Here is a 24,567-nt window from a genome sequence, read left to right on the forward strand (position 1 = left end):
GCCCGGCCCGGCTGCCGCCGTCCCGGTCCCCGGGCGGCGCGCTCTTCGGCACGGGCCGGCAGGCGCGGGTTTCTCCCCGCGGCGGCGCGGTGAAGACTGACGTCGTGACAGCTCTGGAGACCGTTCCCCACACGGGTCTGATCCCGGCACCGCTGAGCCGCGACCTGGGCGACGCCGGGGCCCGCCCCCGGACCGTGCGGCTCGGTGCGCAGACCGCGCTGGCCGCGGCCCCCGGCACCGAGGACACCGCCCGCTGGCTGCGCAGCACCCTCGGCGCCGCCTTCGCCCTGCCGCTGCCGCCCGGCCCCGCCGACGCACCGGACACCCTGACGCTGGCCCTCGATGCGGCCCTCCCGGAGGAGGGCTATCGGCTCGACGCCGACGCCCGCTGGGGCGTGCGCGTCACCGGAGGCGGCCCGGCCGGCGTCTTCTGGGGCGCACAGACACTCCGTCAGCTCCTCGGCCCCGCCGCCTTCCGGAGCGCGCCGCGCGACCCGGGGCGCACGCCCGGCCTGCCGGAGCAGACCGTCGAGGACGCCCCCCGTTTCCGCTGGCGCGGCCTGATGCTGGACGTCGCCCGGCACTTCCTGCCCAAGGACGGGGTGTTGCGCTACCTCGACCTGATGGCCGCCCACAAGCTGAACGTCCTGCACCTCCACCTCACCGACGACCAGGGCTGGCGGCTGGAGATCCGCCGCTATCCGAAGCTGACCGCGATCGGTGCCTGGCGCGAGCGCAGCAAGCTCGGCCACCGCGACTCGCCGCTGTGGGACCCGCGCCCGCACGGCGGCCACTACACCCAGGACGACATCCGCGAGATCGTCGCCTACGCCGCCGCGCGGCAGATCACCGTCGTCCCCGAGATCGATATCCCCGGGCACTCGCAGGCCGCCATCGCGGCGTACCCGGAGCTCGGCAACACCGACGTCATCGACACCACCTCCTTGAAGGTCTGGGACACCTGGGGCGTCAATCCCAACGTACTGGCGCCCACTGACACCACCCTGCGCTTCTACGAGCACGTACTGGAGGAGGTCCTCGCACTCTTCCCGTCGTCCTTCGTGCACCTCGGCGGCGACGAGTGCCCCAAGGACCAGTGGCGGGCCTCGCCCGCCGCGCAGGCCCGGATCGCCGCGCTGTCCCTGGACGGCGAGGACGGCCTCCAGAGCTGGTTCATCCGGCACTTCGACCGCTGGCTCACCGCCCGCGGCCGACGGCTCATCGGCTGGGACGAGATCCTCGAAGGGGGCCTGGCCGAAGGGGCCGCGGTTTCCTCCTGGCGCGGGTACGCGGGCGGGGTCGCCGCGGCCAAGGCCGGGCACGACGTCGTCATGTGCCCCGAGCAGCAGGTGTATCTGGACCACCGTCAGCACGCCTCCGCCGACGAACCGGTGCCGATCGGCTACGTGCGGACCCTGGAGGACGTCTACCGCTTCGAGCCGGTGCCACCGGAGCTGACGGGCGAACAGGCCGCGCGGATCCTCGGCACCCAGGCCAACGCCTGGAGCGAGGCGATGGACAGCCGGCAGCGCCTGGACTACCAGGTCTTCCCGCGGCTGGCCGCGTTCGCCGAGGTCGCCTGGTCCCGGTTGTCCGCCCCGGCCGCCCGCGACTACCCGGAGTTCACCCGGCGGATGGCCGACCACTACGCCCGCCTCGACGCCCTCGGCGTCGACTACCGCCCGCCCGGCGGCCCCCTTCCCTGGCAGCAGCGCCCCGGCATCCTCGGACGCCCCTTCGACGGGGCGCCCCCAAACGTGTGAGCCCGCGCCCAAGGAGGGCGCCCGTCCGGCCGGACCTGGAACGGTGGTGCAGGGTCACCGGAATCGGCGGACGAAACCGGACCAGCGCCCTCTTCGAGGACGGAACACCGCTTCGCGGGCCCTCGCGCGTACCGGGTCCGCGAAGATGTGCCAGAGTTGCCACGTCCGGGCCGTGAGCACGTACCGTACGGCGGAGCGGAACTGCCGGGACACCGGGGAAGGGGCAGCTGGGTTGACCACGCACGCACCGCACGCGTCGCAATCGGTGACGTTGCCGGCCTCGCTCGACGAGGCGGTGGCGGCACTCACCGCCATGCCCGCCGCCGTGCCCGTCGCGGGCGGCACGGATCTCATGGCGGCGGTCAACGCCGGACTCCTTAGACCCGCGGGCCTGGTGGGCCTCGGCCGGATCAGCGAGATCCGCGGCTGGCAGTACCTGGACGGCCATGCGCTGCTCGGCGCCGGCCTCACCCTCGCCCGTATGGGGCGCCCCGACTTCGCCGCCCTGATCCCGGGTCTGGCCGCCGCCGCGCGCGCGGCCGGCCCGCCGCAGATCCGCAACGCCGGGACCCTCGGCGGCAACATCGTCACCAGCGCCCCCACGGGTGACACCCTCCCGGTGCTGGCCGCCCTGGAGGCCACGGTGATCATCGCCGGCCCCGGGGGCGCCCGCCGCGAGATCCCGGTCAGCCATCTGCTCACCGGTCGCGAGATGTTGAGCCCCGGGGAACTCGTCGGCTTCGTACGGGTTCCGCTGCTGCACGCCCCGCAGACCTTCCTCAAGGCCACCGGGCGCACCGGCCCCGGCCGCGCCACCGCCTCCGTCGCGCTGGTCCTGGACCCTGCCCGGCGCTCGGTGCGCTGCGCGGTCGGCGCGGTCGCCGCCATGCCGCTGCGCCCCCTGGAGGCCGAGCAGTGGGTGGCCTCGCTCATCGACTGGGACGGCGAACGCGGCCTGGTCCCCGAGGCGCTGGCCGCCTTCGGCGACTACGTGGCCGCCGCCTGCATCCCCGACCCGGTGCCGCCGCAGGACGGCTCCGAACCGGCGGCCCTCCCGCCGGCCGCCCTGCACCTGCGCCGTACGGTGGCAGCCCTGGCCCGCCGCGCACTTGGGAGGGCGCTCTCGTGAGCAACGCAGACAACCGTCATTCGCAGCAGCCGCACCCCGAGCAGGGCTGGCAGCCGCTGCCGCCGGGCGGCGAGTACGAGTCGGAGGCCACCGCCTTCGTCCAGCTCCCCGAAGGCTTCACCACCGGCGCGTACGGCGCCGGTTACCGCGCGCCGGGCGCCGACCCGCTGGCCGCCCCCGGCCACGGCTACACCCCGCCGGCCTCGTTCCCCGCGCACTCCGCCGCGCCCCCGGTACCGGGCGCCGGCACCGACCCGGCGGCCACCGGGCAGTGGACGATGCCGTTCGCCGACCCGTCCACCGGCTACGCCGACCCCGCGACGGGCTACGCCGACCACATGGGGCGGCAGGAGCCCGCACCGCACCACGACCCCGCCGCGGCCTACCAGGCCAACGCGCCCGAGGGCGCCCAGCCGTGGGGCGGCGAACAGGTGCACTGGCCGGTCGCCGGCAGCCCGGAGGCGGCCGGCGGCACGTGGGCCGTCCCGGCGGCCGACGACACCCTGGAGGAGTCCGGCGAGTACCTGGTCGGCGACGACCGCCGGCCGACCGGCCACGGCGCCGCCCCGACCTACCAGGACGGCGGCTACTCCGGCCTGCCCTACGAGGGCGGCCAGGCCGCGGGCCAGGGCGGCCCCGCGGAGACCGGCGCCACCGGCCACTGGAACTTCACCGCCGGGCTCAACGCCACGGGCGGGACCGCCGGGACGGTCGACGCCGACCATGCCGCCGGTGTCGCCGGTGCTGCCGGCGCCACCGGTGTCGGGGAGGGCGGCGTCGCGGAGGAGCCGTTCGCGGCGCCGGTCGAGGACCCGTATGCGCAGGGCGCCGCGGCGGCCGGTACGGGCGGTGCCACCGGCCACTGGTCGCTGCCCGCCGACGCACTGGCCCAGTGGCCGCCGGCCGGGCAGACGGCCCACCGGCAGGACGGGGCCGCAGGCCGGGAAGCCGCCGCCGAGGTGCCCGCCCCGAGCGGCGCCGAAGGCTGGTCGGTCCCGGTGGTGGAGGGCGAACAGCCCGACACCACGGGGGAGTTCATGATCGACGTCGCCCATGGTGCGGGCGTCGGCGCGCTCGTCGACCCCGGTGCCGCGCCCGGCACGCCGGTCGGCGAGGACTTCACCGGGCACGGTGCCCCCGTGGCGCCCGAGGCCCCCGCCGAGGCCCTGGACGCCCACCCGGTGCCGACGCCTCCGCCCGCCGCCGACGCCTTCGCGCCGGCCGCCCCCGCCGCACAGGACGCCGCGGACGCCGGCCCTGCGATGGAGCCCGTCACGGACGCCGGCGCGCCCGCCGCCGAGCAGGTCCCCGCCGAGGCCGCGGCCGCGCACGAGCCCGACGACGCGCCGGCCGCCCCGACGCACCCCGCGCCCGAGCCGGTCCCCGCCGCCGCCCCCGAGGCTCCTGCCGCCCCTGAGGCCGCCGCCGTTCCCGAGACCCCGGATGTTCCGGACGTCCCGGATGTCCCGGACGCCGCGGCGGTCCTCGACGGGCACGACGAACACCCCTCGGCGTCCTACATGCTGTGCGTCAACGGCATCGACCGGCCCGTCAAGGACGCCTGGATCGGCGAGTCGCTGCTGTACGTGCTGCGCGAACGGCTCGGCCTGGCCGGCGCCAAGGACGGCTGCTCCCAGGGGGAGTGCGGGGCCTGCTCGGTCCAGGTGGACGGGCGGCTGGTCGCCTCCTGCCTGGTGCCCGCCGTCACCGCGGCCGGCAGCGAGGTCCGCACCGTCGAGGGGCTCGCGCGCAACGGTGTGCCCTCCGACGTCCAGCAGGCGCTCGCCGCCTCCGGGGCCGTGCAGTGCGGCTTCTGCGTACCGGGCATGGCGATGACCGTGCACGACCTCCTGGAGGGCAACCACGCCCCCACGGAGCTGGAGACCCGCAAGGCGCTCTGCGGCAACCTCTGCCGCTGCTCGGGCTACCGCGGTGTCCTGGAGGCCGTCGCCGACGTCGTGAAGTCCCGCGCCGAGCCGGTCGACGTAGCCGAGGCCTCCGTCGCCGACGAGGCGCCGGTCGAAACCGCCCGCATTCCCCACCAGGCGGGTCCCGCCGACCCGATGGACGGGACGCCGCACCACCCGGACGCACAGCCGGGAGGCGCTGGGTGAGCAAGCGCAGCGAGCGATTCGTCACAAGGTGCGGGCCTCGCGGATGCGAGGGTGAGCGGAGCGAGGTCTTGGCATGAGCGGTACGACCGACGGCGCCGGTGCCGTCACCGCGACGCCCGCGGCGGGTGTCCAGACCCCCGTGGAACCGTCGTCGCACGGGCTCGGCGTCTCCCTGATGTCCGCCGACGCGGCGGCCAAGGCGGAGGGCACCTTCCCGTACGCCGCCGACCTGTGGGCCGAGGGCCTGCTGTGGGCGGCCGTGCTGCGCTCCCCGCACCCGCGGGCCCGGATCCGGTCCGTGGACACCCGGCACGCCACGGAGATGCCGGGCGTGCGCGCCGTCGTCACCCACGAGGACGTGCCCGGCGACAAGGGGTACGGCCGGGGCATCGCCGACCGGCCGGTGTTCGCCATGGACGAGGTCCGCCACCACGGTGAGCCGATCGCCGCGGTGGCCGCCGACCACCCCGATACGGCCCGGCTGGCCGCCGCCGCCATCGTGGTCGACTACGAGGTCCTGGAGGCCGTCACCGACCCCCAACTCGCCTTCGAGGCGGAGCCGTTGCACCCCGACGGCAACCTCATCCGGCACATCCCGCTCCGCTTCGGCGACGCCGAGGCGATGGGCGAGGTGATGGTCGAGGGCTTCTACCGGATCGGCCGCCAGGACCCGGCGCCCATCGGGGCCGAGGCCGGCCTCGCGGTGCCGCGCCCCGACGGCGGGGTGGAGATCTACACCGCCTCCACCGACCCGCACACCGACCGCGACCTGGCCGCCGCCTCCTTCGGCCTGGAACCGGAGCAGGTCAAGGTCGTGGTGACCGGCGTGCCCGGCGCCACCGCCGACCGCGAGGACCCCGGCATCCAGTTGTCGCTGGGGCTGCTGGCGCTCCGTACGGGCTGCCCGGTGAAGCTGGCCGCCACCCGGGAGGAGTCCTTCCTCGCCCACGCCCACCGCCACCCCACCCTGCTGCGCTACCGCCACCACGCCGACGCCGAGGGCAAGTTGGTCAAGGTGGAGGCGCAGATCCTGATGGACGCCGGGGCCTACGCGGACACCTCCGCCGAGGCACTGGCCGCCGCGGTCTCGTTCGCCTGCGGCCCGTACGTCGTCCCGCACGCCGTCGTCGAGGGCTGGGCGGTGCGCACCAACAACCCGCCGTCCGGCCACATGCGCGGCGAGGGCGCCCTCCAGGTCTGCGCCGCCTACGAGGGCCAGATGGACAAGCTCGCCGCCCACCTGGGCCTGGAGCCGGACGAGATCCGCCGGCGCAACGTCATGGCCACCGGCGACCTGCTGCCCACCGGGCAGACCGTCACCTGCCCCGCCCCGGTCGCCGAACTCCTGCGCGCCGTCACCGAGGCGCCGCTGCCCGAGCTGCCCAAGGACACCCCCGAGGCGGAGTGGCTGCTGCCGGGCGGTCCCGAGGGCGCGGGCGAGCCGGGCGCGGTCCGGCGCGGCGTCGGCTACGCCCTGGGCATGGTGCACATGCTCGGCGCGGAGGGTGCCGACGAGGTGTCCACCGCGACCGTCAAGGTCAGCGGCTCGGTCGCCACCGTCATCTGCGCCGCGGTCGAGACCGGTTCCGGTTTCTCCACGCTGGCCCGGCAGATCGTCCAGGAGACCCTGGGCGTCGACGAGGTGCACGTCGCGGGTGTGGACACCGATCAGCCCCCGGCCGGCCGGGCCTGCCACGGCCGGCACACCTGGGTCTCCGGCGGCGCCGTCGAGCGGGCCGCGAAGATGGTCCGCACCCAGCTCCTCCAGCCGCTGGCCCACAAGTTCGGGATGTCCACCGAGCTGCTGCAGATCGCCGACGGCAAGATCACCTCGTACGACGGGGTGCTCAGCACCACCGTTGCCGAGGCGCTGGACGGCAAGGAACTGTGGGCCACCGCCCAGTGCCGGCCGCACCCCACCGAACCGCTGGACGAGACCGGGCAGGGCGACGCCTTCGTCGGCCTGGCGTTCTGCGCCATCCGCTGCGTCGCCGACGTCGACATCGAGCTGGGCACCGTCCGGGTGGTGGAGATGACCGTGGCCCAGGACGTCGGGCGGGTGCTCAACCCGCGCCAGCTGCGGGCCCGGATCGAGGCCGGGGTCACCCAGGGCCTGGGCGCCGCGCTGATGGAGAACCTCCGCACCACCCGCGGTCAGGTCCGCCACCCCGACCTGACCGGGTATGCGCTGCCGACCGCGTTGGACGCGCCGGACATCCGGATCGTCAAGCTCGTCGAGGACCGCGATGTGGTCGCCCCGTTCGGCGCCAAGGCGGCCAGCGCGGTGCCGGTGGTGACCTCGCCGGCCGCGGTGGCGTCGGCGGTCCGTGCCGCCACCGGCCGCCCGATCGGCCGGCTGCCGATCCGGCCGCAGGCGGCGGTGGCACAGCCGGTGCAGACGCCGTAGCGAGGCCGCGACGACGCCGCGGTGCCGCCACGTCGTGCGGACCCGCGGCGGTCCGCGCGACGCGCACGAGCGCGCCCTTCCGTCCCTGCTCCTGTCGCTGCCCGCTGCCCGCTTGCTCCGCGGCTTCCTCTGCCTCTGCTCCTACCTCTGCCCTTCCCGCGCGCGACCTGCGACTTCACTCTCCGTCACGGCCGTTGTCAGTGCCGTCACTTACGGTTTTTCCAGCGCGCGATCTCGTGCGTGGCGCCGGTCGGTGACCGGCGGACGGCCGACCGGCGGCGGACGCTGCCGAGCGAGGGGGCGGGCGGAATGCGCGGGGGAGTCGGGGTGCGCGGGGGGAAAGGCGAGGGCGACGCAAGCGCGGGAGCGGGGCCGGCCCGGAGGGCGTGGGTGCGCCGGCCGGCGGTCCCCGCGCTCGTCGGGGCCGCCGTCGGGCGGCTGCGCCGCAGCGCCCGCGCGCTGCCGGTCGCGGCGTTGCGCGCACAGGGCGCGGCGTCGCGGGGCTGTCAGAGGCCGTGGCGGGATTCGAACCCACGTAACTCGCTTTGCAGGCGAGCCCCTAAACCACTCGGGCACACGGCCGGGGTGCGGTGTGCTTCCGACTCTAGGCCGCCGGGTGGGGGGCCGGACAAGGGTGGCGGGCGGGCTGCCACGAGGCTGCAACGCGCAGTTCACGAACGGGCGGTGGGCGGTGGCCCGGCGGCCTCGGTCGCCGGTGATCACCAGAGGTGGCGGCGATGAGTCGGCTGGCCCGAGTGCGCGGTGGTGCGGCGGGGCGTTGTCGCGGGGGCGGGGCGGACCCGTGGCGTAGGACGGACGGTGTAGGGAATCCCCGCCTCCGGACAGGGGTGCAACGGCCTTACGGCCCTTACGCTGGCCCGATGACCGCTGACCCTTCGAGCCCCGCGGACGCGGCCGCCCAGGTCGCGACGGGCAGCACCGCCGCACCCCCCACCGCCACCACCCCCCGACGGACGGACCTCCCGGAGCCCGGCCCGGAGCGCGGCCCGCACCAGGCCCGCGACCGGGCCGTGTCCGCCGACCCGTCCGCCGACCCGCCCGCCGACTCGCTCGTCGGTCCGCCTCCGGACGGCTCCGGCGGCGTCCTCGGCCGGCACTACCGCGCCCTGACCCTCGGCATCATCTCCGTCGTCTCCCTCATCGCCTTCGAGGCCAGCGCGGTGAACACCGCCATGCCGGTGGCCGCCCGGGCCCTCGACGGCATCGGGCTCTACGCCTTCGCCTTCTCGGCCTTCTTCACGGCCAGCCTGTTCGCGATGGCGCTCTCCGGTGTGTGGAGCGATCGACGCGGGCCGCTGGCACCGCTGTTCAGCGGTATCGCGGCGTTCGGCGCCGGGCTGGTGATCGCCGGCGGGGCGCAGAGCATGGGCATGTTCGTCGCCGGGCGGGGCGTCCAGGGCCTGGGCGGCGGCCTGGCGATGGTGTCGCTGTACGTCGTCGTCGGCCGCGGCTATCCCGAACGGCTGCGGCCCTCGGTCATGGCGTCGTTCTCGGCGGCCTGGGTGGTGCCGGTGATCGTCGGCCCGCTGGTCGCCGGGACGGTCACCGAACACCTCGGCTGGCGCTGGGTGTTCCTCTCCATACCCGTGCTGATACTCCTGCCGCTCGCGGTGATGCTGCCGGCGCTGCGCAAGCTGCCGCGCACCGCCCCCGGCCCGGACGGCGGCCTCCGCCACATCCTGGCCAGCCGCCGCAGCCTGTTGGCCCTGGCGGTCGCGGTGGGGGCGTCGCTGCTGCAGTACGCGGGCCAGCACCCGAGCTGGTTCGCGCTGCTGCCGGCCGCTGCCGGGTTGGCGCTGCTGGCCCCGGCCATCGTGCGGCTGCTGCCCCGGGGCACGTTCCGGGCGGGCCGCGGGCTGCCGACGGTGGTGCTGATGCGCGGGTTGGCGGCCGGGGCGCTGGTGGCCGCCGAGAGCTTCATCCCGCTGCTGTTGGTCACCCAGCGCGGTCTGTCCGCCACGCTGGCCGGGCTCTCGCTCACCGGCGGCGGCCTGACCTGGGCGCTCGGCTCGTACGTGCAGAGCCGCCCGCGCCTTGACGCCCACCGCGAGCGGCTGATGGGCCTGGGGATGGCGCTGCTGGCGACGGCGATCGTGCTGGTGCCGCTGGTGCTGATCGACGGGGTGCCGGTCTGGACGGTGGCCGTGGCGTGGACGGTCGGCGGGTTCGGGATGGGGCTGAACATCTCCAGCGGCAGCGTGCTGTTGCTGAAGCTCTCCCGCCCGGAGGAGGCGGGCAGCAACTCCTCCTCGCTCCAGATGTCCGACGCGCTCGGCAACGTGGCCTTCGTCGGCGTCAGCGGGGTGCTGTTCGCGGCGTTCGGCGGCGGTTCGATCGCCGCGGCCGGTACCGCTTCGGCCGGCGCCGCGGATGCCGCGGGCGCCGCGACGACGAGCCATCCCGCGGCCTTCCTGGCGGTCTTCGCGGCGATGGCGGTGGTCGCGGCCGCCGGTGCGGTGGTGGCCGGCCGGCTCCGCCCGAAGGCCGGCCGGCGTCCGGCGACCGCGTGATGTGACCTCGCTCCCACCCCCGGGTGGGAGTGGCCGTTCCGCGCCGGGCGGCAAGCGGGGCACCGGTAGGCTGACGCGGTTGCCGATCGCCGACCTCAGCCGACGGAGACCGTGACTACCACCAGCGCCACCAACAGCCATCACCTGTCCCCGGCCTTCCCGGGCCGGGCCCCGTGGGGTACCGCGAACAAGCTGCGTGCCTGGCAGCAGGCGGCCATGGACCGGTACATCCAGGCCCAGCCCAGGGACTTCCTCGCCGTGGCCACGCCCGGCGCCGGCAAGACCACCTTCGCGCTCACCCTCGCCTCGTGGCTGCTGCACCACCACGTCGTGCAGCAGGTCACGGTGGTCGCGCCGACCGAGCACCTGAAGAAGCAGTGGGCGGAAGCCGCGGCCCGGATCGGGATCAAGCTCGACCCGGAGTACAGCGCCGGCCCGCTGGGCCGCGAGTACCACGGCATCGCGATCACCTACGCCGGCGTCGGCGTCCGCCCGATGCTGCACCGCAACCGCATCGAGCAGCGCAAGACCCTGGTGATCCTGGACGAGATCCACCACGCCGGCGACTCGAAGTCGTGGGGCGAGGCGTGCCTGGAGGCGTTCGAGCCGGCGACCCGGCGGCTGGCGCTGACCGGCACCCCGTTCCGCTCCGACACCAACCCGATCCCGTTCGTGGCGTACGAGGAGGGCAACGACGGCATCCGCCGGTCGTCCGCCGACTACACCTACGGCTACGGCAACGCGCTGGCCGACGGCGTCGTCCGGCCGGTCATCTTCCTCTCCTACAGCGGCAACATGCGCTGGCGCACCAAGGCCGGCGACGAGATCGCGGCCCGGCTGGGCGAGCCGATGACCAAGGACGCCGTCTCCCAGGCGTGGCGCACCGCGCTGGACCCGCGCGGCGACTGGATGCCGAACGTGCTGCGGGCCGCCGACCGGCGGCTGACCGAGGTCCGCAAGGGCATCCCGGACGCCGGCGCCCTGGTCATCGCCTCCGACCAGGAGCAGGCCCGGGCGTACGCCAAGCTGATCCGGGAGATCACCGGGCAGGGCGCGACCCTGGTGCTCTCCGACGACGCGGGCGCCTCGCAGCGCATCGACGACTTCTCGCACTCCGACGACCGCTGGATGGTCGCGGTCCGGATGGTGTCCGAGGGCGTGGACGTGCCCCGGCTCGCGGTCGGCGTCTACGCCACCACGATCTCCACCCCGCTGTTCTTCGCGCAGGCGGTCGGCCGCTTCGTCCGGTCCCGCAAGCGAGGCGAGACCGCGTCCGTCTTCCTGCCCACCGTCCCGATGCTGCTCGGCTTCGCCAATGAGATGGAGGTCGAGCGCGACCACGTCCTGGACAAGCCGAAGAAGGACGGCGAGGAGGACCCGTACGCCGAGTCCGAGAAGGAGATGGACGAGGCGAACAAGGAGCAGGACGAAGAAACAGGGGAGCAGGAGCAGTTCTCGTTCGAGGCGCTGGAGTCGGAGGCGGTCTTCGACCGGGTGCTCTACGACGGCGCCGAGTTCGGCATGCAGGCGCACGCGGGCAGCGAGGAGGAGCAGGACTACCTCGGCATTCCCGGGCTGCTGGAGCCCGACCAGGTGCAGCTGCTGCTCCAGAAGCGGCAGGCCCGACAGATAGCGCACAGCCGGAAGAAACCGGACTCCGAGGCGGACCTGCTGGAACTGCCGGCCGAGCGGCGGCCGGTGGTCTCGCACAAGGAAATGCTGGAGCTGCGCAAGCAGCTCAACACGCTGGTGGGTGCCTACGTCCACCAGAGCGGCAAGCCGCACGGGGTGATCCACACCGAGCTGCGCCGGGTGTGCGGCGGCCCGCCGAGCGCGGAGGCGACGGCCGGGCAGCTGGGCGAGCGCATCAAGAAGGTGCGGGAGTGGGCCACGCGGATGCGCTGAGGGGGGCTGTTTCGTGGTGGCCCGGCGGGGGTTCTGTGAGGGTGCGGTGAGAGTGCGTGGCGCGGTGTCGCCGTAGGGGCTGGTGAGGCGTACTGCCACCCCGCCGCGGGGTGGCGCAAGATGGCCCCAACGGAGACGGACCGCGGTGCGGACGAGCCTGGATATTCCGGGCGTGAAAGCCCGGATTCTGGACGCGCTCTTCCGCTGACCGGAGTGGCTCGCTACTGTCCCGGTCACACACACGCCCCGTGGCAGCGCCGCCGCGGAGCGCAGCCGGTGCAAAGCGGCCGGCGGCTCTTGGGCGCTGTTCCGGGACGAACAGCACGCCGTGTACGGACGCCGCCACTCACCTCAGGAGGGGGCGTCGTGACGGCAGAGACCTCCCAGACGCTCGACCGGGGACTGCGCGTCCTCAAACTGCTCGCCGACACCGACCACGGGCTGACCGTCACCGAGCTCTCGCACAAGCTCGGCGTCAACCGGACCGTGGTCTACCGCCTGCTGGCGACGCTGGAGCAGCACGCACTGGTGCGCCGGGACGCCGGCGGTCGGGCCCGGGTGGGACTGGGCGTGCTGCGCCTGGGCCGCCAGGTCCATCCGCTGGTCAGGGAGGCCGCGCTGCCGGCCCTGCGCTCGCTGGCCGAGGACGTCGGCGCCACCGCGCACCTGACCCTCGTCGACGGCGCCGAGGCGCTGGCGGTCGCGGTCGTCGAGCCGACCTGGACCGACTACCACGTCGCCTACCGGGCCGGTTTCCGTCACCCGCTGGACCGCGGGGCCGCCGGGCGGGCGATCCTCAAGGCCCGCCAGGGCCGCCTCCAGGACGGTGGACTCGCCCTGACGCACGGGGAGTTGGAGGCCGGGGCCAGTGGTGCCGCGGCGCCGCTGCTCGGCGTCAGCGGGATCGAGGGCAGCGTGGGCGTGGTGCTGCTCACCGACAACGTCGGGGAGCGGATCGGGCCGCGGGTGGTGGACGCGGCCCGGGAGGTCTCCGAGGCGCTGCGCTGAGGCCGCGGCGGCCGTCGGCCGCCCGCGACCGGTGACGCTCACGTATTCCCTGTGGTGACCCTGTGGCGCTGCCGTGTGCCCAGGGCGCCGCGCGGAGCGGATGGGGTGGGGGTCATTTAGGGTGGCGGGGTGTCCTCACGCGCCCGTGCCCTGCTGGTCTGCACCGCCCTCGTCCTCGCCGTCCTCGTGACCGCGGCCCTGGCGCCGCTGCCGTACTCGGTCGCGTATCCGGGTGTGACGGCCAACGTCCTCGGTGACGACAAGGGCAAGCCGGTGATCACCGTCTCCGGTGTCCGCACCCGCGACACCAGCGGTCAGCTGCGGATGACCTCGATCACCGCCACCGGACCGGACGCCTCGGTCCACCTGCCGGACGTCGTCCGGGCGTGGTTCCGCACCGACGAGGCGGTGATGCCGCGGGACTCGGTCTACCCGGTGGGCAACAACACCGAGGAGATCGCCGAGCACAACGCGGAGCAGATGAAGCAGTCCCAGGAGACCGCCACCCACGCCGCGCTGAACCGACTGGGCAAGTCCGCCAAGGACGTCAAGGTCACCCTGAGCCTGGCGGACATCGGCGGGCCCAGCGCCGGCCTGATGTTCGCGCTGGGCATCGTCGACAAGCTGGACGGCGACGGCGCCGGACACGACCTCACCGGCGGCCGGACCATCGCGGGGACCGGCACCATCGACGCCGACGGCGCGGTCGGCGCGGTCGGCGGGGTGGCGCTCAAGACCCAGGCCGCGCGCCGCGACGGCGCGACGGTCTTCCTCGTCCCGCGCAAGGAGTGCACCGACGCCCGGGCCGAACTCCCCAAGGGGATGCGGCTGATCCCCGTCACCACCCTGGACGGCGCGGTGGACGCCCTCAAGGCCCTCAACTCCGGTGGTGCGGTGCCCAGTTGCACCGGCGCCTGAGTCCAGGGCCTCAAGGGCGGTCGGCGTCACGCTCAGACAGTGGCGGTGGCCGTCGTGTCGGCGTAGCGGAAGCCGTCCTCGTCGAAGTAGAAGACGGTGACCTTCACCTTGTCGCCCTTCTCGAAGCCCAGGGTGGCGGCGGGCTTGAGTCGGACCTGTGCGGTGTGGTCGGCGTAGTCGCAGACGAGCTTGTCGACCTTGATGGTGCCCGCGCCGTACCCCTGGAGCTTGGACGAGGTGATCTCCTCGGCGTTGGCGACCAGCTGGTGGTTCATGCCGGGGTCGCAGGAGTACGTGACGTTCACCCGCAGGCCCGTCCCGTCCAGCGCGACCTTGTTGACGGCGATCAGGTTGGCCTTGGCCGCGGCCATCGGCGCGGTGGCCAGGACGCCGGCCCCGGCCAGGGCGACGACGGTGGCGACACCGGCGACACCGCGCCGGATGCGGGATGCCTTCATGGCGTTCTTCCTTCCCCCTGTCGCGGTCACGATGGTGGCGACTGCGACACTTGTTCGTTTTCAGGTGGAGCACACCATACGTGATCTTGCGAGGGGGCCTGAGCCTTTTCCGCACACGTCCTTGACCGACGGGGCCTCAGCCGCCGCCCTCCTTGATGAACCCCTTCTTCACCAGCCACGCCTTGGCGACCTGGTGCGGATCCCGGCCCTCGACGTCGACCTCGGCGTTGAGCTTCCGGGCGACGTCGTTGTCCAGCGCGGCGGTGACCGGGGCGAGGACCTCGGCGATCTGCGGGTGGCGGCGCAGCGCAGCGGCGTTGATCTCCGGCGCCGCGTTGTAGTTCGGGAAGAAGTGCCGGTCGTCGGCGAGGACGGTCAGCCCCATCGCCTTGATCCTGCCGTCGGTGGTGAACACCTCGCCGAACGTGCAGGACGTCCCCTTCGCCGTCTCGGTGTAGACCACGCCGCCGGTCATCCGCCGCACGTTCCCCGGCGGGATGTCCATGCCGTACGCCTTCGCCATCCCGGGCAGGCCGTCGTTGCGGGTGGCGAACTCGTTCTCCACACACAGGGTGACCGCGCCGGGGTCCTTCTTCAGCAGCGCGGCGACGTCGGAGAGGGTGCGCACCCCGTACTTCTTCTCGTTGCCGGCGTTCAGCGCCAGCGCGTAGGTGTTGTTCAGGCGGGACGGCGGCAGCCAGACGATGCCGTTGCGGAGGTCGGCGTCCCGCACCGCCACCCACTGCCGGTGCGGGTCCGGGATCGGCTTCTCGTGGCCGAGGTGGGTGATCCAGCCGGTGCCGGTGTACTCGTACATCCCGTCCGCGGTGCCGGTGCGGACCGCCTCGCGGGCGCCGATGGTGCCCTGGATGTTGGTCTTGTCGATGACGGTGGCGCCGGCCGCCTTGAACATCAGCCCCATGATCTGGCCCAGGACGATGTTCTCGGTGAACTCCTTGGACGTGACGGTCAGGTCGGCCCCCTTGAGGGGCAGCCCGCGGCCCACCGTCCCCGGCCTGACGTCGTCGGACATCGGGCTGCCGCTGACCAGCCCGCAGCCACCGAGCAGCGCGGCGGCCAGCAACGCCGCGCCGGCCGCCCCGCACGCCCGCCGCATCCCCCGCGTCCCCCTCACGTCGCCACCTCCAACCCGCGCGGGCGCAGCAGCAGTTCGGCCAGCGAGGCCAGCCACTCCACCAGCAGCGCCAGCGCCACGGTCAGCACCGAGCCCAGGATCAGCACCGGCATCCGCTGGGTGATGATGCCCGCCGAGATCAGGTCGCCGAGGCCGCCGCCCCCGCCGAACGTGGCCAGCGTCGCGGTGCCCACGTTCAGCACCAGCGCGGTGCGCACCCCGGCCAGGATCAGCGGGACGGCCAGCGGGAGTTCGACCTTGGCCAGCACGCCCATGGGGGACATGCCGATGCCGCGCGCCGCCTCGGTCAGCGTCGGGTCGATGCCGCGCAGCCCGGCGAGGGTGTTGGCCAACACCGGCAGGACGGCGTAGACCACCATGCCGACGATCGCCGAACGGGCGCCGATGCCCAGCCAGATGACCAGCAGCACCAGCAGGCCCAGCGCCGGGACGGCCTGCCCGAGGTTGGCGAAGGCCATCGCGACCGGGGTGGCCCGGCGCAGCCACGGCCGGGTCAGCGCGATGCCCAGCGGGATCGCGATCACCAGCACGAAGACGGTGGAGATCGCGGTCAGTTGGACGTGCTGGCGCAGCGCCAGCCACACCTTGCCGTGATCGACCGCCTGGTGGGCGATGGAGTCCAGGCGGGCGCCCCGGAACCACAGCCAGGTCGCCAGCAGCGCGGCGGCCAGGAACGCCGGCATGCACGTCCACTTCTGCCAGCTGATCCGGCGCCCGCCGGGGGCCAGGGACGTGGTGGGCGCCGTCCCGGCCGCCAGCTCCCGCTCCGCGGTCTCCGCGTCGTCCGGGAGGGCCGCCCCGGCGGGGCCGTCCGGCGGCCGGCGGTGGCCCCCGCTCTCCGGGGACGCGCCCGGCGTCACGCCCGGCCCCCCGCGCCGCCCTCGGGCCCGCCGGCGCCGTCCAGTCCCTCCTGGGCGAGCTGGGTCCGGTGGGCGCCCAGCGCCCGGAGCTCGTGCTGGTGCTCCAGGGCCTCCAGGCGGTCCGCCTCCAGCAGTTCGTGGACGTTGTTCATCAGCGTCTCCATGTCGACCACACCGAGGAACTCGCCGCGCCGGCCGGTGACCGGGACCCGGCCCGCGCTGTCGGTCAGCACCGCCTCCAGGGCGTCCCGCAGCGTCGCGTCCCGGGTCACCGTGTCGGTGACCAGCGTGCCGGCCCGGGCCAGCGACTGCTTGGCGCGCGAGAGGTCGCCGCGGCGCAGCCACTTGTACGGGCGGCGGTGGCGGTCCAGCAGCAGCACCTCGTTGGTGGTGCCGTCGCGCAGCAGGTCGAAGATCGACTGGAGCGGGTCGTCGAGCTGCGCGGTGGGGAAGTCCACCACCTCCACGTCCCGCACCCGGGTCAGGTTCAGCCGCTTGAGCGCCGCCCCGGCGCCCACGAAGCCGGAGACGAAGTCGTCCGCCGGGTTGGTGAGGATGGCCTCCGGGGTGTCGAACTGGGCGATGTGCGAGCGTTCGCGGAGCACCGCGATCCGGTCGCCGAGCTTGATCGCCTCGTCGAAGTCGTGGGTGACGAAGACGATCGTCTTGTGCAGCTCGTGCTGGAGCCGGATCAGCTCGTCCTGGAGGTGGTCGCGGGTGATCGGGTCCACGGCGCCGAACGGCTCGTCCATCAGCAGCACCGGCGGGTCGGCGGCGAGCGCGCGGGCCACCCCGACCCGCTGCTGCTGGCCGCCGGAGAGCTGCCGGGGGTAGCGGTGGTGGAACTCGCCCGGGTCCAGGCCGACCAGGTCGAGCATCTCCTCGACCCGGGCCCGGGTCCGCGCCTTCGACCAGCCGGACATCCGCGGCACCAGCGCGATGTTCTGCGCCACCGTCATGTGCGGGAAGAGCCCGGACGCCTGGATGGCGTAGCCGACCTTGCGGCGCAGCCCGACCGGGTCGATGGCGGTGACGTCCTCGTCGCCGATCCGGATCCGGCCCGAGGTCGGCTCGATCAGCCGGTTGATCATCTTGAGCGTGGTGGACTTGCCGCAGCCGGACGGCCCGACGAAGACCACCGTCTCGCCGGCCTTGATCTCCATGCTGACGTCGTCCACCGCCGGGGCGGGGTTGCCCGGGTAGATCTTCGTCAGGTGCTCCAGGCGGATGGCGGCGCCCGCCCCGCTGGCCGGCTGCGGGGCGTCGGTGTCGCTCGCGTACGGCTCAGGCACGGATCCCCCTGGGAATGGTCAGGCGTCCGATCAGGACGTAGGCGGCGTCGAAGAGGAGGGCCAGGACGACGATCCCGAGGGTCCCGGAGAGCACCTGGTTGAGCGCGTTGGCGCTGCCCAGCGAGGCGATCCCGCGGAAGATCTCGTTGCCGAGGCCGGGGCCCGAGGCGAAGGCGGCGATGGCCGCGATGCCCATCAGCATCTGGGTGGCGACCCGGATGCCGGTGAGGATCGGCGGCCAGGCCAGCGGGAGTTCGACCCGGAAGAGCCGGGCGGTCCGGGACATCCCGATGCCCTTGGCCGCGTCGACCAGCGCCGGGTCCACCCCGCGCAGCCCCACGATGGCGTTGCGGACCACCGGCAGCAGCCCGTACAGGGTCAGCGCGACGACGGTCGGTGCCACGCCGAGGCCCACGACCGGGATCAGCAGGCCGATCATGGCCAGGGACGGGATGGTCAGGATCGTCGCGGTGGTCGTCGTGGCGAGCGCGCCGGCCCATTCGCTGCGGTAGGTGGCGACGGCGATGACGACGCCCAGGACGGTGGCGATCACCATGCACTGGAAGACCGCGCTGGCGTGCTGGAACGTGTCGGTCAGCAGCTGGGCGTGCCGGCTGCCGACGTACTCCCAGAAGCTCACCCGTCGCCTCCTGCCGTCCGTCGCCCGGTCCCGGCCGCCCCGCAAGCGGCCGGAGCCGCCCGCCGTCGTCAGCCTCCCGCGGCCTGCTTCACCAGCGGGATGATCCGCAGCGGAACCGGATTTTCCATGACGATCGCCGTCGATGCCCGCACGATGCCATCAAAGCCCACGACCCGGTCGATCACCCTCTGGAGATCGGCGTTCGACCGCGCGACGAGCCTGCAGAGCATGTCCCCGTGTCCGGTCGTTGTATGCAGCTCCAGTACTTCCGGTACGGACGCCAAGTGGGCCCGCACGTCGCTGCCTTGGCCCTGCTTGATCTCCAGGGTGGCGAACGCGGTCACCGGATAGCCCAGCGCCGCCGGGTCCACGTCCGGCCCGAAACCCCTGATCACTCCATTCGACTGAAGCCGGTCCAGGCGCGCCTGGACCGTCCCGCGGGCCACGCCCAGCCGGCGGGACGCCTCCAGCACGCCGATCCGCGGCTCCCGGGCGAGCAGTTCCAGCAACGCCCCGTCCAAATGATCGATCGCCATGGCCGTGCCCTCCGATTTCGATGGTCATCATGTACAGATCGCTCGGCATAACCCGTCAGTCGCCATACAGAATGCCCAGTAAACGCACAAACTATTGCGCACCTTGTGGATCGGCGGGACTCTGCGGACATGGCAGACACCACGATGCACACCCAGCCCACCACCCCGGCCACGGCCCGGCAGGCGGACCCCTTCCCGGTCAAGGGGATGGACGCGGTCGTCTTCGCCGTCGGCAACGCCAAGCAGGCCGCGCACTACTACTCCACCGCCTTCGGCATGAAGCGCGTCGCCTACCAGGGCCCGGAGACCGGCAGTCGCGAGACGGCCAGTTACGTCCTCACCTCCGGCGGTGCCCGGTTCGTGTTCACCTCGGTGGTCAAGCCGACCAGCGAGTGGGGCCGCTTCCTCGCCGACCACGTCGCCGCGCACGGCGACGGCGTCGTCGACCTGGCCATCGAGGTGCCGGACGCCCGCGCGGCGTACGCCTACGCCGTCGAGCACGGCGCGACCGGCCTTACGGAGCCCTACGAGACCAAGGACGAGCACGGCACGGTCGTCCGGGCCGCCATCGCCACCTACGGCCAGACCCGCCACACCCTGGTGGAGCGCACCGGCTACGACGGTCCGTACCTGCCGGGCTTCGTCGCCGTCGAGCCGCTCGTCGCCGCTCCGAAAAAACGTTTCTTCCAGGCCGTCGACCACTGCGTCGGCAACGTCGAACTCGGCAAGATGGACGAGTGGGTGGCCTTCTACAACAACGTCATGGGCTTCACCAACATGAAGGAGTTCGTCGGCGACGACATCGCCACCGAGTACTCGGCGCTGATGTCCAAGGTCGTCGCGGACGGCACCAAGAAGGTGAAGTTCCCGCTCAACGAGCCGGCCATCGCCAAGAAGAAGTCCCAGATCGACGAGTACCTGGAGTTCTACGGCGGCCCCGGCGTCCAGCACATCGCGCTGGCCACTAACGACATCGTCGCGTCGGTGCGCCAGATGCGGGCCGCGGGCGTGGAGTTCCTCGACGTGCCCGGCTCGTACTACGACACCCTCGGCGAGTGGGTCGGCGAGACCCGGGTCCCGATCGACGAGCTGCGCGAGCTGAAGATCCTCGCCGACCGCGACGAGGACGGCTACCTGCTGCAGATCTTCACCAAGCCGGTCCAGGACCGCCCGACGGTCTTCTTCGAGATGATCGAGCGACACGGCTCCCTCGGCTTCGGCAAGGGCAACTTCAAGGCCCTCTTCGAGGCCATCGAGCGCGAGCAGGACCGGCGCGGCAACCTCTGACCCGCCCGCCCGTCACCCGACCTCCGCCCCCCGAAGACAGCGCTGCGCGCTGGCTGCCCGTCCGGCGCCGTCCCGCCGGGCCCGGGCCTCCCCCCGTGTGCCGTACACGATCTTCCGTGTACGGCACACGGGTGCGAGGCTGAGGACATGGACCTCATCGAACGCCTGCGCGCCGGGCTCCCGGCGGAAGCGCTGCTCACCGACCCCGACGTCACCGGTTCCTACGCCCGGGACATGGCCAACTTCTGCGACGCGGGCGCCCCCGCCGTGGTCGTCCTGCCGCGCACCGTCGAGCAGGTCCAGCACGTGATGCGGACGGCCACCGAACTGCGCGTCCCGGTCGTCCCCCAGGGCGCGCGAACCGGGGTCTCCGGCGCCGCCAACGCCGTCGACGGCTGCATAGTGCTCTCCCTCGTCAAGATGGACCGCATCCTCGAAATCAACCCCGTCGACCGGATCGCGGTCGTCGAGCCGGGCGTCGTCAACGCCGTCCTCTCCCGCGCCGTCAACGAGCACGGCCTCTCCTACCCGCCGGACCCCTCCAGTTGGGAGTCGTGCACCATCGGCGGCAACATCGGCACCGCCGCCGGCGGCCTGTGCTGCGTGAAGTACGGCGTCACCGCCGAGTACGTGCTCGGCCTGGAGGTGGTGCTCGCCGACGGCCGGCTGATCAGGACCGGCCGCCGCACCGCCAAGGGCGTCGCCGGCTACGACCTCACCCGCCTCTTCGTGGGCTCCGAGGGCAGCCTCGGCGTCGTCGTCCGCGCCACCCTGGCCCTGAAGCCCGCGCCGCCCCGACAGCTCGCCCTGGTCGCCGAGTTCGACTCGGTGACGGCGGCCGGCGAGGCGGTCTGCCGGATCATGGCCGACGGCCACACCCCCTCCCTCCTGGAGCTCATGGACCGCACCAGCGTCCGCGCGGTCAACGCCATGGCCCAGATGGGCCTGCCGGAGACCACCGAGGTGCTGCTGCTGGCCGCCTTCGACACCCCCGACCCGGCCGCCGACCTCGCCGCGGTCGGCACGCTGTGCGAGGCGGCCGGCGCCACCCAGGTCGTCCCCGCCGACGACGCCGCCGAGTCCGAACTCCTGCTCCAGGCCCGCCGGTTGGCCTTCACCGCCCTGGAGCGGATCAAGCCCGCGATGCTCATCGACGACGTCTGCGTGCCGCGCTCCCAGCTCGCCACGATGCTGGCGGGCGCCGCCGCCATCGCCGAGAAGTACGACCTGACCATCGGCGTCTGCGCGCACGCCGGCGACGGCAACACCCACCCGCTGGTCTGCTTCGACCCGGCCGACCCGGACGAGGAGCGGCGCGCCCGCGAGTCCTTCGACGAGATCATGGCGCTCGGCCTCCACCTGGGCGGCACCATCACCGGCGAACACGGCGTCGGCGTCCTGAAGAAGGACTGGCTGGCCCGCGAACTCGGCCCCGACGGCGTGGCCCTGCACCGCGGCATCAAGCAGGTCTTCGACCCCCTGGGGATCCTCAACCCCGGGAAGGTGTTCTAGGCCGAGCCCCTCGCGGTCTACGGCACCGCACGTCGTGGCCTGATCCACGAAGACTCACCGGACAGGTCCCAGCCAGGTGCGGTGTCCGCTGGACCAGGGCCGTGCCGGGCAACCCTTGCGGGCGGTCGAACGTCATCGAGGATGACATGGGTCAACGTGTTCGCCACCGGCACGAGGCACGTGCCGCGCCGTCACCGCCGGTTGGCGATCCGACCCCGCAAGGAGCCCGCCGTGTTCTCTCCCCCGTCCCTGCGCCGGTGGGTCCCGGTCCTGGCCGCGGCCGGTGCGCTCGTCCTGTCGGCGGCGCCGGGCGCAGCCGCGGCCGGAGGCCCTCACCTGTTGTATGCCGGCGCCGTGCCCGGGGCCAGGATCGAGGTGAACGGGCCGGTCGCGTTCGACATCGTCGGGATGCCCGCCGGGACGGACGAGGTGACCGTCACCTCGCCGGCCCTCGTCGAACCTGTTCCGCTCACCCCGCTGAGGAAAGGGTCCGTCGAGTTCGTCCAGACCGACGCGCCGGGAACCCGGCACCGCATCCGCGGTGACATCGCGCCGGGCACGTACCCCGTTACCGCGACCAGCCACGGCCGCACCGTCGCCACCGCCCGGATACCAGTCGTCGCCGAGGGGTCGGCGATGATAGGCCGGTTCGTCATCGGTGACGCGAAGCGCCCTTTGCCGGCCGAAGGGGACCGAAGCGCCGTGCGTCCGGGCAGCGACGTCATCGTGGTCCTGACCGACGGGCAGCCCGCCGCGGGCGAGACATCGCTGACGGTCAAGTCCCCGCTCTTCGACGGACCGTTGACACTCAGGAAAGGCGAGGACGACCCCGGCTGCAAGTGCGACGACGGGAGCACGCTCTATGGAGGGCACACCACCGTTCGGGACGACATACCGGCGGGCAGGTACCCGATGACGGTCGTCAGCCACCACGGGCAGGAGACCACCACCCGGCAGGTGACCGTGGCCGGCCCACCCGTCCCGCACAGCCGCCTGCCCTGGCTGCTCGGGGGCGGCGCCGCGGTCGCGCTGGTGGTGCTGGCTTCCATCGCCGTACGCCGCGGGCGACGGAAGCGCCGGGCCGCCGCCTAGGGGGCCCACCCAGAGGGTTCGGGGGCGCCGCCCAGGGTGGGCCGGTCGCCGGTCTTGTCGGGGTCGTCGGGCACGGGCAGCCGGGCGCCCCGGCTCTCCGCGACGCGATGGACGACGACGAGGGAGTCCTTCAACTGCACGGTGAGCAGCTGAAGTTCCCCCGCGGTCCAGGCCCGGCCGGACAGGACCCGCTCCGCCTCCTCGATGAGGACGGCGGCCGAGCCGAGCTGCTCGGCCTCCATGCGGTCGGCGAGACGGGAGACGTACCCGGTCCCGTCGCCGGGGAACAGGAAGCACGGGTTGCCGTCCGCGGTCGTCCAGGGCAGCAGCCGCGGCCCGGCGTGCACGTGATCCGTCATGCGGCCACCGCCATCCCGCGGAGGTCGCGCGGACCGACGTCCACGCCGTGCGCCGCGAGCCACAGTGCGCGGCGGGGGCTGCGCCGCAGCCGTCGCTCCCGCCGCTCCCGGCGCTCCTGGAACTCCGCCTCGCTGAGGATGTACGGCCGGACGAGGTGCACGTCCTCGCCGCGCAGCGGTACCAGCGGTGGTCGGGTGCGCCCCCGGAGCGGCGCGACCGCCGCCGGCCCGGCCCCGCCGTACGCGGCGGCGGGCGTCGGGGCGACGGCCCGATGCCGTCCCCCGCCCGGAAGTAACAGCCGCAGCAGCGGCAGGAACAGGCTCGCGATACGGTGCATCATGTCGTCAACTCCGTTGTAGTTGATGGCCACGCCCCCGGACCGGTCGCACGGTCGCGGGGGTCTTGTGCGAAGGGCGGGCCGAACGGCCACCGGCCCGTTACGTTGGGTGCGTACAGCGTTGCTCTGCGGAGTGCCGGGGTGCAATGCCTGACGCGTGCCACTCGCCAACTGTCACAAGGGGGATGCGTGAGTCGACGCAACGCCACGGGGGGAACAGCAGCCACCAACGCCGCCGTCTTCGGGGAGGTGTTGAAGCACTTCCGGGAGGCGGCCGGACTCACCCAGGAGGAGCTGGCGCGGAAGATCCCGTGCGACCGGTCGCACGTGGCGAGAGTCGAGCGCGGAACACGGGTCCCGCACGAGACCTCCGCCGAGAAGTGCGACGAACTACTGGGCACGGGCGGGGTGTTGAAGAGGCTGTGGGGCAGGATTGACTGGTACCCCGAGGTCGCGCATCCCGATTGGTTCCAGCGTCGGGCGGACATGGATGCGGTGGCGGTTGCGCTGCGCGAATACCAGTCTCAGGTTGTGCCGGGGCTGTTGCAGACGGAGGGGTACGCACGTGCACTGTTCTCCGACATCGCGAGCGGCGAAGACGTCGATGAGCGCGTCAGGGCGCGGATGAGCCGACAGCAACGCTTCCGTGCCGCCGACGGTCCCCTGTACATCGCGGTGTTGGACGAGAGTTGTCTGCGCAACGTCGTGGGGGACGCAGCCGTCATGCGCGAGCAGTGCGCACACCTGCTGGCCGTAGGGCGGCGCCCGAACATCCGGATTCAGGTCGCGCCGGCTGCCCGCGTGGGGCTCGTCCGTCCCAAGACTTCCATGTCGCTGATCACGCTGCCCGACGGCGGTGAGTGGGTCTACTCGGAATCGCTGAACAGTGGCCATTTCAATGACGATCCAGCCGTCTACGCGCGCCACAGCCGTGCCTATGATGTGCTCAGGGCGGACGTTCCGTCAGCCCGCGAGTCCGCCGCTGTGATCAGTGAGGCGATGGAGAGGTACGGGCAGCATGGACAAGCACCAGCTGAGCGCGGCGACCTGGATCAAGAGCAGCTACAGCGACCGCGACGGCGGCAACTGCATCGAGGTGGCCCCCGGTTTCCCCGGCGTCGTCCCCGTTCGTGACAGCAAGGTTCTGGACGGCCCGGCGGTGGTCTTCCCGGAGGCGGGTTGGGTTGCGTTCCTCGCGGCCGTCAGGGGTGGGGCGTTCGCTGTCTGAGAGGGGCAGGGGGAGGCGCGGCCACGAGGGCGCT

21 protein-coding genes and 1 tRNA gene are annotated in these 24,567 nt (G+C 73.3%); 13 read left to right on the forward strand and 9 right to left on the reverse strand.

What is annotated here, in order from left to right:
- Positions 1-104 precede the first annotated feature (104 nt).
- The 4 genes from MOV08_RS25960 to MOV08_RS25975 all read left to right on the forward strand — a co-directional run bounded on the left by MOV08_RS25960 (position 105) and on the right by MOV08_RS25975 (position 7,413).
- Entirely contained in the window at positions 105-1,763 is a 1,659-nt protein-coding gene (locus MOV08_RS25960; protein ID WP_275309041.1) for a beta-N-acetylhexosaminidase, read from the forward strand.
- A gap of 232 nt (positions 1,764-1,995) precedes the next feature.
- Positions 1,996-2,892, forward strand: a complete 897-nt coding sequence (locus MOV08_RS25965) for an FAD binding domain-containing protein (protein WP_039636027.1) — start codon at positions 1,996-1,998, stop codon at positions 2,890-2,892.
- A complete protein-coding gene (locus MOV08_RS25970; protein ID WP_275309043.1) occupies positions 2,889-5,006 on the forward strand; it encodes a (2Fe-2S)-binding protein in 2,118 nt (705 codons plus the stop codon). Before MOV08_RS25965 ends, MOV08_RS25970 begins: the two co-directional genes overlap by 4 nt.
- 73 nt (positions 5,007-5,079) lie before the next feature.
- Positions 5,080-7,413, forward strand: a complete 2,334-nt coding sequence (locus MOV08_RS25975) for a xanthine dehydrogenase family protein molybdopterin-binding subunit (RefSeq protein WP_039636031.1) — start codon at positions 5,080-5,082, stop codon at positions 7,411-7,413.
- A 510-nt stretch (positions 7,414-7,923) separates the two neighbouring features.
- Here the strand turns inward: MOV08_RS25975 and MOV08_RS25980 are convergent.
- Positions 7,924-7,995, reverse strand: a tRNA-Cys gene (locus tag MOV08_RS25980).
- Between the two features lie 299 nt (positions 7,996-8,294).
- Here MOV08_RS25980 and MOV08_RS25985 point away from each other — a divergent pair.
- From MOV08_RS25985 to MOV08_RS26000, 4 genes are all read left to right on the forward strand, one after another.
- Positions 8,295-9,944, forward strand: a complete 1,650-nt coding sequence (locus tag MOV08_RS25985; RefSeq protein ID WP_275309044.1) for an MFS transporter — start codon at positions 8,295-8,297, stop codon at positions 9,942-9,944.
- A 111-nt stretch (positions 9,945-10,055) separates the two neighbouring features.
- Complete coding sequence (locus tag MOV08_RS25990; RefSeq protein ID WP_039636036.1) at positions 10,056-11,849, forward strand: DEAD/DEAH box helicase; 1,794 nt, start codon at positions 10,056-10,058, stop codon at positions 11,847-11,849.
- Between the two features lie 366 nt (positions 11,850-12,215).
- A complete protein-coding gene (locus MOV08_RS25995) occupies positions 12,216-12,857 on the forward strand; it encodes an IclR family transcriptional regulator (RefSeq protein ID WP_039636038.1) in 642 nt (213 codons plus the stop codon).
- 129 nt (positions 12,858-12,986) lie between these two features.
- Entirely contained in the window at positions 12,987-13,775 is a 789-nt protein-coding gene (locus MOV08_RS26000; protein WP_275309045.1) for a S16 family serine protease, read from the forward strand.
- A 32-nt stretch (positions 13,776-13,807) separates the two neighbouring features.
- Here the strand turns inward: MOV08_RS26000 and MOV08_RS26005 are convergent, their stop codons facing one another.
- From MOV08_RS26005 to MOV08_RS26030, 6 genes are all read right to left on the reverse strand, one after another.
- The gene (locus MOV08_RS26005) at positions 13,808-14,233 is read right to left on the reverse strand and encodes a hypothetical protein (RefSeq protein ID WP_039636041.1); all 426 of its coding nucleotides are present in this window, start codon (positions 14,231-14,233) and stop codon (positions 13,808-13,810) included.
- A gap of 136 nt (positions 14,234-14,369) precedes the next feature.
- Positions 14,370-15,350, reverse strand: coding sequence for a glycine betaine ABC transporter substrate-binding protein (locus tag MOV08_RS26010; RefSeq protein WP_275311894.1), 981 nt, complete (start codon positions 15,348-15,350; stop codon positions 14,370-14,372).
- Between the two features lie 14 nt (positions 15,351-15,364).
- Positions 15,365-16,249 (reverse strand): ABC transporter permease, encoded by an 885-nt coding sequence (locus MOV08_RS26015; protein WP_420834214.1) that lies wholly within the window; start codon positions 16,247-16,249, stop codon positions 15,365-15,367.
- Complete coding sequence (locus tag MOV08_RS26020) at positions 16,246-17,541, reverse strand: betaine/proline/choline family ABC transporter ATP-binding protein (protein ID WP_275309046.1); 1,296 nt, start codon at positions 17,539-17,541, stop codon at positions 16,246-16,248. The genes MOV08_RS26015 and MOV08_RS26020 overlap by 4 nt, the downstream gene beginning before the upstream one ends.
- On the reverse strand, positions 17,534-18,181 hold the full coding sequence (locus tag MOV08_RS26025; RefSeq protein ID WP_039636047.1) for an ABC transporter permease: 648 nt from the start codon (positions 18,179-18,181) through the stop codon (positions 17,534-17,536). Before MOV08_RS26025 ends, MOV08_RS26020 begins: the two co-directional genes overlap by 8 nt.
- 68 nt (positions 18,182-18,249) lie before the next feature.
- Positions 18,250-18,717 (reverse strand): Lrp/AsnC family transcriptional regulator, encoded by a 468-nt coding sequence (locus tag MOV08_RS26030; protein WP_039636050.1) that lies wholly within the window; start codon positions 18,715-18,717, stop codon positions 18,250-18,252.
- Between the two features lie 129 nt (positions 18,718-18,846).
- Between MOV08_RS26030 and hppD the strand changes: the two genes are divergently transcribed.
- From hppD to MOV08_RS26045, 3 genes are all read left to right on the forward strand, one after another.
- Positions 18,847-20,004 (forward strand): 4-hydroxyphenylpyruvate dioxygenase, encoded by a 1,158-nt coding sequence (hppD, locus tag MOV08_RS26035; protein WP_420834215.1) that lies wholly within the window; start codon positions 18,847-18,849, stop codon positions 20,002-20,004.
- A 147-nt stretch (positions 20,005-20,151) separates the two neighbouring features.
- On the forward strand, positions 20,152-21,516 hold the full coding sequence (locus MOV08_RS26040) for an FAD-binding oxidoreductase (protein ID WP_039636054.1): 1,365 nt from the start codon (positions 20,152-20,154) through the stop codon (positions 21,514-21,516).
- A gap of 231 nt (positions 21,517-21,747) precedes the next feature.
- Positions 21,748-22,608 (forward strand): hypothetical protein, encoded by an 861-nt coding sequence (locus tag MOV08_RS26045; RefSeq protein ID WP_275309048.1) that lies wholly within the window; start codon positions 21,748-21,750, stop codon positions 22,606-22,608.
- Here the strand turns inward: MOV08_RS26045 and MOV08_RS26050 are convergent.
- Together MOV08_RS26050 and MOV08_RS26055 are read right to left on the reverse strand one after the other, a co-directional pair.
- The gene (locus tag MOV08_RS26050) at positions 22,605-22,967 is read right to left on the reverse strand and encodes a hypothetical protein (RefSeq protein ID WP_052286877.1); all 363 of its coding nucleotides are present in this window, start codon (positions 22,965-22,967) and stop codon (positions 22,605-22,607) included. The two genes, MOV08_RS26045 and MOV08_RS26050, sit on opposite strands and share 4 nt — an antisense overlap.
- Positions 22,964-23,308 (reverse strand): hypothetical protein, encoded by a 345-nt coding sequence (locus tag MOV08_RS26055; protein ID WP_275309050.1) that lies wholly within the window; start codon positions 23,306-23,308, stop codon positions 22,964-22,966. The genes MOV08_RS26050 and MOV08_RS26055 overlap by 4 nt, the downstream gene beginning before the upstream one ends.
- 186 nt (positions 23,309-23,494) lie before the next feature.
- On the opposite strand from MOV08_RS26055, the gene MOV08_RS26060 reads away from it, so the two are divergent.
- Together MOV08_RS26060 and MOV08_RS26065 are read left to right on the forward strand one after the other, a co-directional pair.
- Positions 23,495-24,439, forward strand: coding sequence for a helix-turn-helix domain-containing protein (locus MOV08_RS26060; RefSeq protein WP_275309052.1), 945 nt, complete (start codon positions 23,495-23,497; stop codon positions 24,437-24,439).
- On the forward strand, positions 24,402-24,533 hold the full coding sequence (locus MOV08_RS26065) for a DUF397 domain-containing protein (RefSeq protein WP_338057189.1): 132 nt from the start codon (positions 24,402-24,404) through the stop codon (positions 24,531-24,533). Before MOV08_RS26060 ends, MOV08_RS26065 begins: the two co-directional genes overlap by 38 nt.
- The last annotated feature ends 34 nt before the right edge of the window (positions 24,534-24,567 follow it).

The organism is Streptomyces yunnanensis (assembly GCF_029011865.1).
Taxonomy (GTDB): Bacteria; Actinomycetota; Actinomycetes; order Streptomycetales; family Streptomycetaceae; genus Streptomyces; species Streptomyces yunnanensis.

What these genes read in the sequence shown, in the direction of transcription:
- MOV08_RS25975 (WP_039636031.1), top strand. Translation starts at nt 5,080, where the DNA reads ATGAGCGGTACGACCGACGGCGCCGGTGCCGTCACCGCGACGCCCGCG.
- MOV08_RS25985 (WP_275309044.1), top strand. Translation starts at nt 8,295, where the DNA reads ATGACCGCTGACCCTTCGAGCCCCGCGGACGCGGCCGCCCAGGTCGCG.
- MOV08_RS26005 (WP_039636041.1), bottom strand. Translation starts at nt 14,233, where the DNA reads ATGAAGGCATCCCGCATCCGGCGCGGTGTCGCCGGTGTCGCCACCGTC.
- MOV08_RS26010 (WP_275311894.1), bottom strand. Translation starts at nt 15,350, where the DNA reads ATGCGGCGGGCGTGCGGGGCGGCCGGCGCGGCGTTGCTGGCCGCCGCG.
- MOV08_RS26030 (WP_039636050.1), bottom strand. Translation starts at nt 18,717, where the DNA reads ATGGCGATCGATCATTTGGACGGGGCGTTGCTGGAACTGCTCGCCCGG.
- hppD (WP_420834215.1), top strand. Translation starts at nt 18,847, where the DNA reads ATGGCAGACACCACGATGCACACCCAGCCCACCACCCCGGCCACGGCC.
- MOV08_RS26040 (WP_039636054.1), top strand. Translation starts at nt 20,152, where the DNA reads ATGGACCTCATCGAACGCCTGCGCGCCGGGCTCCCGGCGGAAGCGCTG.
- MOV08_RS26050 (WP_052286877.1), bottom strand. Translation starts at nt 22,967, where the DNA reads ATGACGGATCACGTGCACGCCGGGCCGCGGCTGCTGCCCTGGACGACC.
- MOV08_RS26055 (WP_275309050.1), bottom strand. Translation starts at nt 23,308, where the DNA reads ATGATGCACCGTATCGCGAGCCTGTTCCTGCCGCTGCTGCGGCTGTTA.